Consider the following 12,379-nt stretch of genomic DNA (forward strand, 5'->3'; position numbering starts at 1 on the left):
ATGGCGCTTCGAACCATACCTATCCGTCAATCTGGAAACCGTCCTAACCTGTTTATGGGGGGAGATCGGGAACTGGTTATGTTCTCTATCCTGATTGCAGCGACATCCATCTTTGTGGCTATGGAACTCAAGGCCACGCTCTTTGGCATAGCACTGTGGATTTTTGCACTGTTTGCACTACGACTGATGGCTAAAAATGATCCGCAACTGCGTCATGTTTACTTACGCCAGATGCAATACAGAAAATACTATCCGGCGCGAAGTACACCCTTCTATGACAATACGCTCACACAGGAAAAACAGCATCTATGATTGCCGCCATCACAATTCTTATCGCAATCTCTGGAGCTGCGCTGCTCTTGATACTGTTTATCCGTATCCGTGATACGGGCAAAGAATTAAGACTGGATCAACATCGATCCAAAGAAATGGGTTTTGCCGATCTGCTGGTGTATGCAGCCGTGGTGGAGGATGGCGTAATTGTCGGCAAGAACGGTTCATTGATGGCCGCCTGGGTATTTTGTGGCGATGATACGGCCAGTAGTACCGAGATTGAGCGTGAGCGCGTGTCATTTCGCATTAACCAAGCATTATCACGTTTGGGCAATGGTTGGATGATTCATGTCGATGCCATCCGCAAACCTGCGCAAGGTTATTCAGATAAAGCGCACTCCAATTATCCCGATCCTGTGACCGCTGCCATTGACCAGGAGCGGCGCAATCTATTCGAGCGTATCGGCACAATGTACGAGAGTTGCTTTGTTGTGTCACTGACCTATTTGCCGCCGATGCTGGCACAGCGCAAGTTCGTTGAACTGATGTTTGATGACGATACCCAGGCACCCGACCAGAAGGCTCGTACTCAAGGATTGCTGGAATATTTCCAGCGCGAATGTGCCAACTTTGAATCCCGATTATCCAGCGTGTTTCACTTGTCGCGCTTAAAAAGCCGCAAACTGGTCGATGAAGACGGTACAACCATCACGCAGGATGATTTCTTACAGTGGCTGCAATTATGCGTGACCGGCCTGGATCATCCGATGGTGCTACCGGCTAATCCGATGTATCTGGATACCTTGCTCGGTGGCCAAGAAATGTGGGGTGGAGTGGTGCCTAAGATTGGCCGCAATTTTGTTCAGGTTGTCTCGATTGAAGGTTTTCCGCTCGAATCCTCCCCCGGCATGTTAAATCTATTGTCAGAATTGCCGGGTGTGTATCGTTGGTCATCGCGGTTTATCTTTATGGATACGCATGAAGCAGTCAATCATCTGGAAAAATTCCGCAGACGCTGGAAACAAAAAATTCGTGGATTCTTTGACCAGGTGTTTAATTTGCAAAGCAGCAACATTGATGAAGATGCGCTGAATATGACTGAAGATGCGCAGTCAGCGATTGCAGAGACCAACAGCGGTTTTGTCGGCCAAGGGTACTATACCAGCGTGGTGGTGCTGATGATGGAAGACCGGGCAGCATTGGAAGAAGCCGGGCGAAAGGTAGAGAAAGCCATCAATCATCTGGGATTTGCTGCGCGGGTGGAAACCATCAACACGATGGATGCCTATCTGGGCAGTCTGCCCGGCCACGGTGTTGAAAATGTGCGCAGACCCCTCATCAATACCATGAATTTGTCGGATTTATTGCCGGTCAATACCATCTGGACAGGCAAACCCATAGCACCCTGTCCGATGTATCCCCCCAATTCACCGCCGTTGATGCACTGTGTCACTCAGGGCGCTACCCCTTTTCGGCTGAATCTGCATGTGCGCGATTTAGGTCACACTTTCATGTTCGGACCGACCGGCGCCGGTAAATCCACGCACTTGGCACTGATTGCCGCACAATTGCGGCGTTATCAGGGTATGTCGATTTATTGCTTTGATAAGGGACTATCGATGTATCCGTTGACCAAAGCGGTAGGTGGTCAGCATTTCACGGTAGCAGGCGATGATGAATCACTGTCTTTCTGTCCACTACAGTTCTTGCAGACCAAGGGAGATCGTGCCTGGGCGCTGGAATGGATTTGTTTGATGGTAGAACTGAACGGCATCACCGTCACCCCGTTACAGCGTAACGAAATCAGCCAGGCCATTACTAACATGCATCAAAGCGGCTCAAAAACCTTATCGGATTTTTTGGTGACGATCCAAGATGAAACTATTCGCGAGTGTCTTCGGCAATACACCATCGAAGGCATGATGGGGCACTTACTCGATGCTGAAGCCGATGGATTGAATCTGTCGACCTTCACCACATTCGAGATCGAGGAACTGATGAATCTCGGTGATAAATACGCACTGCCGACGTTGTTGTATCTGTTTCGTCGCATTGAGCGCAGTCTGCATGGGCAACCTTCCGCCATCATTTTGGACGAAGCCTGGTTGATGTTGGGTCATCCGGTGTTTCGCGCCAAGATCCGCGAATGGCTCAAGGTTATGCGTAAGAATAACTGCTTAGTATTGATGGCAACACAAAGTCTGACTGATGCGGCCAACAGCGGGATTCTCGATGTAATTGTTGAATCTACCGCCACCAAGATATTTCTACCCAACGTATTTGCGCGTGATGAAGAGGCATCAGCATTGTATCGGCGCATGGGCCTCAATTCACGCCAGACTGAAATCCTGGCTTCTGCCATTCCCAAACAGCAATATTACACGGTGTCCGAGAATGGTCGACGGCTCTACGACTTGGCGCTTGGCCCATTGGCACTTGCGCTTATAGGATCTACGGATAAGGAATCAATCGCCACGATTAAAAACCTGTGTGACAAGTATGGCGACCGTTGGGTTAACGAATGGCTGGCGATCAAAGGGTTAACGTTATCTGATTATGGAGTTGCCGCATGAATATAATCAACGAGCTATTCAAGTTAAAGCCGGGTGCGGATGAAACTGTGCGTGTCAATGACGATGTGATGGAAGGCGGTCGCCGCTGCGGTGAAAATGAAAACCCCTACTTGTCAGCACGGCGTACCTGGAATGACCATATGCGGGAAGTAATTGCTTCGCGCACTATGTGGCAAATGCTGGCGTTACTTTGTTTGTTGATTGCGCTGGCAGGAGTGGGGGGTGTGATTGTCATCGGCAGCCAGTCCAAATTCATTCCCTATGTCGTGCAGGTCAATAAACTGGGTGAAGCCATCGCGGTTTCGCGTGCGGATATCGCTGCTGTGGCCGATCAGCGCGTAGTGCATGCGTCCGTGGCAGCATTCATCAATGATTTGCGCATGGTAACACCGGATATCGCTTTGCAGCGTAAAGCCATCTTTCGTGCGTATGCCATGCTGTCCAATAACGATCCCGCCACGGCAAAAGCCAACGAATGGTTCAATAGCAGTGAAGCCAGCAGTCCCTTCAAACGGGCTGAAACACAAACGGTGAATGTTGAAATCATATCAGTGATTCCCCAATCACCGGAGACCTGGTAGGTGGATTGGTTGGAAAAGGTCTATGACCGGCAGGGACACTTAAACGAGCCGCCTTTCAAGATGCGTGCTTTGCTAAGAATCTATAACAAACCGATCACGCAAAGCACGACGGAAGAACAGATTAGAAATAACCCGCTGGGTATTTATATCCAGGATTTCTCCTGGTCGAAACAAACATAAAGGGGTCACTCATCATGAAACCGTTATTCGCTTTAAGTATCCTGAGCACATTGATTTTGTCCATCGGATTCGTTGCCCCAAGCTATGCCAACGGATTGTCAGAAGCGTATTTCGCCAATAAGAACCCGCAACTAACCCCACAGGAACGTGCTGCTATTGATCTGGCTAAGAAATGGCAGGCAGTCAATCCCACCGGCACAAAGCCGGTTTCGGGGCCTGACGGATCCATTCGTTTTCTTTTTGGTTCACAGCAACCCAGCATCGTCTGCGCAGTATTGCAGGTATGCGATCAGTAGTGTCCGGCAATTTACCCAAGATGATTGTATAACAGATTGATCTGTAGAATGAAATGGTATGTTTGGGGGTGTCACCGATTTGAAAGTGAATTTTTTGCGAAACTGGAGGTTTCCCTACGTGGCTTCTTATCATGCATTCAGGCAAATTGGTATTCGCACAACTCATGGATTACTTGCCCCTTCACACATTCCGCCGCTGTGTACAGCGTTACCCTTCCAAATATCCCACCAAGACTCTTTCGCATCTCGATCAATTTCTTTGCATGGCTTTCGCGCAGCTGACTTACCGCGAGAGTCTGCGCAACATCGAAACCTGTCTGCGCGCTCACCAAGCTAAGCTTTATCACTTGGGCATACGAGGCAACATCGCCAAGAGTACGTTGGCCGATGCCAACGAGCAGCGCGATTGTCGCATCTACATGGATTTCGCGATGAGCTTGATCCAGATCGCCAGAAAGCTTTACTCCAGCGATAGCTTAGCGGTGGAGTTGGAACAGACAGTCTATGCACTCGATACCACGACCATCGATCTGTGTTTGAGCGTCTTTCCATGGGCGCGCTTTCGTCAGACCAAAGCTGCCGTCAAGATGCATACACTGCTTGATCTACGCGGCAACATTCCAACGTTCATCCATATCAGCGACGGCAAGATGCACGAAGTCAATGTGCTCGATTTCCTGATCCCCGAAGCTGGCAGCTTTTACATCATGGATCGGGGCTTTACCGACTTTGCTCGCTGGTTCACTATGCATCAAGCACAAGCATTTTTTGTAACGCGCGCTAAATCCAGTCTCCTTTTTCGCCGTGTCTACTCTCACTCAGTGGACAAATCCACGGGACTGCGATGCGATCAGACCATTGCATTGACCGCTACGAAGGCCAGCAAGGATTACCCGCAGCACCTACGACGTATTAAGTTCTATGATGCCGAACACGACAAGCATCTGGTATTTCTAACCAACAACTTCGATTTACCTGCACTGACCATCGCTCAGCTTTATCGTTGTCGCTGGCAGATCGAACTATTCTTCAAGTGGATCAAACAACATCTTCGTATCAAGCAATTCTACGGAACCACTGAAAACGCAGTCAAGACACAGATATGGATTGCCATCTCGGTTTATGTCTTGGTTGCCATCGTAAAAAAGCGACTCAATACCGAGACTTCACTTTACACAATCCTACAAATCCTGAGCCTAACTCTTTTCGAGAAAACTAACCTAGATCAATTACTTAAAAATACTGAGATGCAAATGATCACTCACCATAACAACAACCAACTGAATCTATTCAACTAAATTGCCGGACACTACTGATTGAAAACGAAGATATGGAAGAAGTCGTAGCATGGGTATGTAAAAACACAAACTTTGACAGAATATATTTTTCTGATTCAGAAAGGCCTATACACGTCAGCTGGTCTCCAGAATCAAGCCGTCAAATGACTAGAATGAAATTGTCATCCAACGGAAAGCGTATCCCGAGAACCGTAATAATGGACTAGATTTCTTTAGCCCATTATTGCTGTTTTACCTACCTACAAACCCAAAATATAGAAATATCAGAGATATCGGTGTTGATATAAAGTAGACGTACCAGCTCGTTGGTATGAAAAATTAATAGTTCTTTAAATTTGATATTCACTGTGAGTTTTATCACAGATAATAAAATCCTAGCTTTATAAAATCATCGAAACTATTCGTTTGTTTTTGGAATAGTTTGTTCGCTTGTTGTTCCATGGAAAAGGTGGTTTATTTTTCCTATACCTCCAGCAAACGTAACCGCCACGTTCACATTTTAGGAGAACCTAAATGTCATCAACCAACAGCTTGACCGTTCGCGTTTTCGACGAAGTGCGCGCGCATTGCTTAAACGCCAATGTCGAAGTCAACGGTCAAAAGATCGAACCGTCACCTAAATCCGGTCACTATGAGGCCAAAGGCCTGAAGCTCGGCACGGTTCGCGTCCGTGTTTTCGCAGAGGGTCTACAGGAAGAAATTCGCGATATTGACATCGTCCGAGGTCGCAACGATGCCGTAGTCATTCTTGGACGTGTCGGCCAACTCTTCTACCGGCGCAGTGGTGCCCGTGTGCCGTTTGATCCGCCGAATGAGCTTGTTGGCGTAACCCTTCGAAAGGCATCCCGCGATCAAGCTGATGCGGTGTCAAAAATTGGTGCCAAGCTGAATAGTGCGGTCAAGGGCTTCGAGATGTTGGCGCCACGAATGATGCGCATCCAAAGTGAGAAAGGGCGCACCGCGGCAGTTGTGCGCGAGTTGCGAGGTCGGAAAGAAGTCTTGGCCGCCGGACCCGTCGCGTATGACACACCGCAAAGCATGGCCTACTTCACCGGCAGCGTGATCGTCCAACTGGCACCGTCAGAAGAAGGTTCCGCCGAAGAACTCGCCAAGACTCACGGCATGTCCGTCCAGCGCAAGCTCACCTTGAAAGGGTTCTTTGTCATGACGATGGAGGAGCCTGATCTCGAAACACTGTTGTCCGCTTGCGAGGCCCTGTCTCAGACCTCTGGCGTTCTGTCGGCCGAACCCGAACTGGCCTATAGCTTGGACTACGACGCGGTCACGCCAACCGACGAACTTGTTGACGAGCAATGGCACCTTACGCTTTCCCGGCTTCCGCAGGCTTGGCAAAACTTGCGAGATGCCAATCCGCCAGGAACGATTCTGGGATCGGCTGCTGACAGAAGTTTTGGCAGCGCCGAGGTTATCGTGGCGGTTGTCGACTCAGGCGTCCAGTCAGTGACTGACGCGGCGGGCAATGTGACCTCAGACCATCCCGAGTTCCAGGGCAGCGTGTCTAACGGACAGTCCAAGGTCGTCACCTTCTTCAATTTCGCCGACATGGAATCCAACAATGATTCTCCGGACGGCGATCACGGTATTCAGTGCGCGGGCGTGGCAGTCGCTACAGCGCTCAACGCATCGCCTGTTGCGGGTGAAGAAGAAGGGGTGGCGGGCGGCGCGCCAAACTGCCGTCTGGTCGCCATCCAGGCCCCGGTTGGTGGACCTGAAACGGTCTTCTCGGATATGTATCTCTGGACTTCGGGGCGCCCACACGCTTCGACAGATCCAGATTGGCCACCTGCTTTGGCACGTGGCGCAGATGTGATCACGAACAGTCATGGGGGCCTCAACCCGGCAGTCTTTCCGGTTTCGGCGCTGATGACTGCCACCTTTGAAGACATCACAGACAACGCCTTGGGTGGCGTGGGCACTGTGCTGTGTTTCTCCGCTGGCAACGCTGACATGGAGTTTGCCGCGCTGCGTCCTTGGGCAAATCATCCGCGCACCATTGGTGTCGCCGCCTCCACCGAGACGGATGTGAAGGCAAGTTACTCGAACTTTGGAGATGGCATCGACCTTTGCGCGCCGAGCAGCGACGCCGCGGTCGGACTTCGCGAGATCACCACAACGGCCCTTCCCGGCGGAGGCAACATAGCAGGTCACACCGGCGGCGGCATGGACTACACCGACGGTTTTGGCGGGACCTCTTCAGCCACCCCTTTCACGGCGGGGATAGCCGCGCTTGTCCGCAGCATGGACCCGAGCCTGACATGGGAAGAGGTGCGAACGATTCTGCAAAGGACCGCAGTCAAGATCGATTTCAACAACACTGACCCGGACGGCGAGTGGCGTGACACCGACGGCGATGGCGCAGCGGATTACAGCAATTGGTATGGCTTTGGCAGAGTCGATGCCGAGAAAGCCGTTTGTGTTGCGCGGACCGTGATCGAGCTTCTCACCCCGACGGTCGCCTTCATAGATGTACCTGAAGGTGAGCCCACCTTGCGCGCCGTCTCATTCAGGGTCCAAAGCACTAGAAACCATACGTTCCGCGTTACCAGCGGACCGACAACTACGGTTGGTCCTGCCAATAGTTTCGTCCTGCATTCGGTGGACAGTGCAAGTCATATTGGGCGTTTCGACTGCGTTGCCACGACGGCGCGCATCTGGTTGCGATACACCGCAACGGTTGCGAACGACATAGCGTCGGGCAGCGTCGATGTATCGTGCGACGAAACAGGCGAAACCTGGACCATCCCGATCAGCGCCAACGTTATCGAACGCCCTCGCGCGGCCCTTGTTTTGTCCATGGATAGCTCGGGCAGCATGGATGACCCCGCAGGGGACGGGCGTTTGAAGATAAATGTCTTGCGCGATAGCGCCGTCGTGGTGGCGTCCCTTGCGCAAGAGGATACGGGTCTTGGGGCGGTATCTTGGGACACCGATGCCGACATTGCCGGAGCCATGGCGATCCAAGATGCCGGTATTGAGGTCTTTGGCGCGGGTCGCATCGCGCTGCAGTCCCACATATCTGGCCACGTTACAGACCCTGGCGGATGGACAGCGATCGGTGACGGCGTGTTAGCTGCGCAGGACTTGCTGGATGCAGCTCCCGCAAGTTATGCGGTCAAGGCGATGGTGGTGCTGACCGATGGCCGAGAGACTGAGAGTCTGTATTTGTCCGAACTGCCTGCAGGCAGCATTGATGGCCAAGTCTTTGCGATCGGCCTCGGAACAGTCGAGAACATTCAGCCGGCAGCCCTCGCTACCCTGACTGGCGATCGCGAAGGTTACCTGCTCATGACCGGTGCAATGACTTCGGATGATTATTTCTTGCTAGCCAAGTACTACCAGCAAATTTTGGCGGGTGTGTCAAACCTCGAGATCGTGGTCGATCCCGATGGTTGGCTGCAGCCTGGAGAAAAGGTCCGAATACCCATCCACGTCAATGAAACCGAATGGCAAGTGGATGCGGTGTTGCACACGCCAGAGCCAGGCATTGTCCGCTATTGGTTGGAAACGCCAGATGGCCAAGTGATCACGCCGCCTATGCTCGCTGGAGAGCCAGTTTCTCGCTATGTAGTTGATCGCCAACTTGCCTTTTATCGGCTCAGCCTGCCGGTGTCCGCTGTGGGCGAACAAAATTCCTCACGGCCTTGGCATGCAGTCATCGAACTCGACGAAAAGGGTTGGGGTCGCTACGTAGAAAAGCTGAAAAGAGGGACGGCCGCGACCCAAGCCGGGGACGGAAATCTGACTGCAGAACAGATCCGATCTTTGGCTCATGGGCTGCGCTACAGCTTTGTCGCGCAAGCGCGTTCAGTGCTGCGAATGGCGCCAAGTGTTCTGCAATCCAGTCTGATTCCTGGATCAAATGTACGGATCGGGGCCATCATCACCGAGTACGGTATGCCTCCATCAAGGGGCGCCAATGTTGTAGTTGAGGTCACGCCCCCTTCTGGAGCGCGCTTTGATCTACACCTGACAGAGCAAGCAGATGGCGAGTTCGTAGCCAGTATGGTTGCTGCTCTGCCCGGCGCGTACCGTCTTCGCTTCCTCGCAAAAGGTCGAAACGCACGCGGCTCGGCCTGGACCCGTGAGGCTCTGCGCTCAGCCGTTGTCTGGCGCAAGGGGGACGATCCGTTGCCCGGCCCCAGCACTCTAGATGCACTCTGCGGGCTGCTAAAATGCTTCGAGAAATCTGGCGGGCTCGACTTTGACACCATGAAGAAGATGAGCATAGACACCACGGCCCTGCGCCGCTGTCTGTGTACGCCGAAACGGAAAGAAGGTCTCCATGCCCTACCGTTGAAGCGCCCCTAAGCAGTCCGATGTGTTGGGCGCGGTGCTGCTCCTGTCTATGGCCAACCTGTTCTGGCCAGTGAAAGGAGAGCACCCGCGCAGGACCAACGAGCGGAGAAGGCTGGTAGCGGAAGTTCACCAACGGCTGCTTTGCAGTGAAGGGGAAAGTGGATTGGCCTATGATTTGATTGTGCCAACTAAAAAGAATGAATAGGTTTATAAGTGAAATGAGATTTGTTGGCAATATTGTTACCGGATACATTATTATAGATCCGGAACGATTTGTCCATGAATCTTTCTGCAGGTAAGTACTTGTTCTGTATGTGTATAGAAAACACAAAAACACAAAAACACACAAAATCATGAATAATTCGTTCCGGAGCAATAAGTCCTTTTCAAATTCTACCGGTGTCACGATTGCCAATCGTTGTTTGAATACGCTGAGTGTTATAGTAAGCAATATAATTATGAGTATCAGCAATAGTAGGCGCTCTGGTTTGATATAAACATTACCTTCTACATTTCGAAGCCGCGCACTGTGCTTCAGCCACACCTGATTGTAACTTTGGCGTTGATAACACTATTTCTGACAGCACATATCAAGAATTGATGTCATTTGTAAATATATGCTATCATTGATTTCACATAGTAAGGAGTGAAGTCAAATGTCTGTTGTTACTGTTCGCAATTTGCCCGAAGAAACGCATCGCGCGCTTAAGCTGCGCGCCGCTCAGCATGGACGTAGTACCGAAGCTGAAATCCGAGAAATTCTGGAAGAGGCGGTGCGTCCTAAGGCGCGAGTCAAAATTGGATCAGAACTCGCTGCTTTTGGGCAATGCTTTGGGGGGCTTGATTTTAATGACATTCGTGATCAAATGCCGACTGAGTCGGCAGTGTTCGAATGATCGTCCTGGATACGAATGTCATATCTGAACCGATGAAACCTAACGGCAATCCTGCCGTACAAGCTTGGCGTGATCGGGAGACGGCCGAGACACTGTATCTGACAGCAACAAGCCTTTCCGAATTGCTGGTCGGCATTGAAATCCTACCTAGATGGTAAACGTAAAGAAGGACTTGATACCGCATTGAGGAAATTGATCGAGAGGCTTTTGGGGTCGCGCATACTATCATTCAATCAACAGGCTGCGATAGCATATGCCCCTATGGTTAGTCGAGCTAGGACTAATGGTCGCTTCATCTCTGTGGCAGACGGTCAGATTGCTGCAATCGCGGTCGTGCATGGATTCACCATAGCGACGCGAGATACTGCGCCTTTTGTCGCTGCCGGAGTGCCCGTCATCAATCCTTGGGAAGAATGATCTTAGGTATTTTGTGTTAATGGTAGTTATCAAAGGAACATCGTTATGCGAGAACGAAATAAGATGCGGAATTGACTGTGCCAAACTACTCTGTAAGTGAGATATGTTGTCAAAAATGGAGTCCATAGGTTTAAGCAGCGAGTAGATTTGCATAGTACTGCTGCGAAAATTGTGCCGGCGATAAATAACCTAATTTTTCTTGCTTGCGCTGTCGGTTATAGAATATTTCGATATATTCGGTAATTTCCTGAATGGCTTGTTGCCGTGTTATGAATCTCCGATTGTGCACCAGTTCGGTTTTAAGTATCCCCCCAGAAGCTTTCCATCGGCGCATTATCATAGCAGTCCCCCTTGCGGCTCATGGAGGCGATCATGCCAAATTGTTGCAATAAATTCCGGTAATCGTGTGCACAGTATTGACTACTTTGATCTGTATGAGCAATGAGCCCCTTATCCGGATGTTTACTTGTCGTTGCGCGAAATAATGCCTGTATAACCAGGCTCTTTGTCATTTTCTCATTCATGGCATAGCCCACCAGTTCGCCATTAAATAGATCTTTTATTCCAGCCAAGTACAACCAGCCCTCATCCGTAGGAATATAAGTGATGTCACTGACCCACACAATACCAGGTGCATTAACAGAAAATTCCCGGTTCAGAATATTGGGCGCAACCGGTAAATTATGTTTAGAATCGGTCGTCACCTTGAATTTTAGCTTTTGCTTACAACGCAAACCCAATTTCCTGCGCACTGTTCGAACGCGGTATGGTGTGGCTTGTACTCCGTGATCCGCCAATCATGATGCAAGCGCTTTGCACTGTAGGTCTCTCGTGTACGTTGGTGTGCGGCCAGTATTTCTATTTCCAGCCTTCTATTCTCCCGCTTACGTTTACAAAGCGGGCGCGTTCTTTGAGCATGAAAGCCGCTCTCGGAAACATTCAATACTCGACACATGAGCCCAACCGAATAGCTTCGTCGCATCGACTCAATCAGACCGTATCTCACTGTGACTCCTTGGCGAAATACGTCGCACACTTTTTTATAAAATCACGCTCCATCTTCACTTCTGCTAATTCACGTTTAACTCTGGATAGCTCTAACTCAAGTTCAGTCAACGGCTTCTGATACTTGCCTACTGCAGCGAGTTCTCCTCGTTTGTCAGCATAAACCCAATTCTTTAGTGTCCCTTGGGGTAACGACAGCCGTTTTGCTGCTTCAACCAGAGTCAATCCGCTTTCTTTGAAAAACTTAACTGATTCCTTCCGAAATTCCTGACTATATTGTGTGCGGGGTAATTCCATTTTCATCCTCCATTTCATGTCTTCATTTTATGAAACTTCGGACTTCTTGAAAATCAGCATACCTCAAATCTACTTGCTGCTTAATCAATGGATTCCATTTTTGACAACGTACATCAGTTAGCGCAATTGATCAAATTGACATAGTTATTAATTCCACGTTGCAAGTGTGATTTTTATCACTTAACAATAAAATCTAATTCAGTATCATGCTACTATCGAAATAGTAGCAAAGTAGCAGAGAAATTT

At 50.1% G+C, this 12,379-nt stretch carries 8 protein-coding genes and 2 pseudogenes; 9 read left to right on the top strand and 1 reads right to left on the bottom strand.

Annotated elements, in window-relative coordinates; translation table 11 throughout:
* The 9 genes and pseudogenes from ATY38_RS07725 (at position 1) to ATY38_RS07765 (ending at position 10,831) form a co-directional block, all read left to right on the top strand.
* Positions 1–312, top strand: coding sequence for a conjugal transfer protein TrbD (locus tag ATY38_RS07725; protein WP_062558799.1), 312 nt, complete (start codon positions 1–3; stop codon positions 310–312).
* Complete coding sequence (locus ATY38_RS07730) at positions 309–2,846, top strand: VirB4 family type IV secretion/conjugal transfer ATPase (protein WP_062558800.1); 2,538 nt, start codon at positions 309–311, stop codon at positions 2,844–2,846. Before ATY38_RS07725 ends, ATY38_RS07730 begins: the two co-directional genes overlap by 4 nt.
* A gap of 68 nt (positions 2,847–2,914) precedes the next feature.
* A pseudogene (locus ATY38_RS07735) lies at positions 2,915–3,607 on the top strand (VirB8/TrbF family protein).
* A gap of 14 nt (positions 3,608–3,621) precedes the next feature.
* Positions 3,622–3,903 carry a TrbG/VirB9 family P-type conjugative transfer protein gene (locus ATY38_RS07740; RefSeq protein WP_062558801.1) on the top strand — a complete coding sequence of 94 codons (282 nt, stop codon included), beginning with the start codon at positions 3,622–3,624 and terminating at the stop codon, positions 3,901–3,903.
* Between the two features lie 131 nt (positions 3,904–4,034).
* Complete coding sequence (locus ATY38_RS07745; protein WP_062558265.1) at positions 4,035–5,201, top strand: IS4 family transposase; 1,167 nt, start codon at positions 4,035–4,037, stop codon at positions 5,199–5,201.
* A gap of 513 nt (positions 5,202–5,714) precedes the next feature.
* On the top strand, positions 5,715–9,530 hold the full coding sequence (locus ATY38_RS07750; protein WP_062558802.1) for a S8 family serine peptidase: 3,816 nt from the start codon (positions 5,715–5,717) through the stop codon (positions 9,528–9,530).
* 644 nt (positions 9,531–10,174) lie between these two features.
* Positions 10,175–10,414 carry a FitA-like ribbon-helix-helix domain-containing protein gene (locus ATY38_RS07760; protein ID WP_062558804.1) on the top strand — a complete coding sequence of 80 codons (240 nt, stop codon included), beginning with the start codon at positions 10,175–10,177 and terminating at the stop codon, positions 10,412–10,414.
* Complete coding sequence (locus tag ATY38_RS16490; RefSeq protein ID WP_235590211.1) at positions 10,411–10,572, top strand: PIN domain-containing protein; 162 nt, start codon at positions 10,411–10,413, stop codon at positions 10,570–10,572. The genes ATY38_RS07760 and ATY38_RS16490 overlap by 4 nt, the downstream gene beginning before the upstream one ends.
* A complete protein-coding gene (locus ATY38_RS07765; protein WP_235590212.1) occupies positions 10,550–10,831 on the top strand; it encodes a PIN domain-containing protein in 282 nt (93 codons plus the stop codon). Before ATY38_RS16490 ends, ATY38_RS07765 begins: the two co-directional genes overlap by 23 nt.
* Positions 10,832–10,961: 130 nt before the next feature.
* Here ATY38_RS07765 and ATY38_RS15460 read toward each other — a convergent pair.
* Positions 10,962–12,133, bottom strand: a pseudogene (locus ATY38_RS15460) (IS3 family transposase).
* Positions 12,134–12,379: the final 246 nt, after the last annotated feature.

It is taken from the genome of Nitrosomonas ureae, from assembly GCF_001455205.1.
In the GTDB taxonomy this organism is placed as follows: Bacteria; Pseudomonadota; Gammaproteobacteria; order Burkholderiales; family Nitrosomonadaceae; genus Nitrosomonas; species Nitrosomonas ureae.

Coding starts and splice junctions, on each gene's coding strand:
- ATY38_RS07740 (WP_062558801.1), top strand. CDS start 3,622: ATGAAACCGTTATTCGCTTTAAGTATCCTGAGCACATTGATTTTGTCC.
- ATY38_RS16490 (WP_235590211.1), top strand. CDS start 10,411: ATGATCGTCCTGGATACGAATGTCATATCTGAACCGATGAAACCTAAC.
- ATY38_RS07760 (WP_062558804.1), top strand. CDS start 10,175: ATGTCTGTTGTTACTGTTCGCAATTTGCCCGAAGAAACGCATCGCGCG.
- ATY38_RS07725 (WP_062558799.1), top strand. CDS start 1: ATGGCGCTTCGAACCATACCTATCCGTCAATCTGGAAACCGTCCTAAC.
- ATY38_RS07745 (WP_062558265.1), top strand. CDS start 4,035: ATGCATTCAGGCAAATTGGTATTCGCACAACTCATGGATTACTTGCCC.
- ATY38_RS07750 (WP_062558802.1), top strand. CDS start 5,715: ATGTCATCAACCAACAGCTTGACCGTTCGCGTTTTCGACGAAGTGCGC.
- ATY38_RS07730 (WP_062558800.1), top strand. CDS start 309: ATGATTGCCGCCATCACAATTCTTATCGCAATCTCTGGAGCTGCGCTG.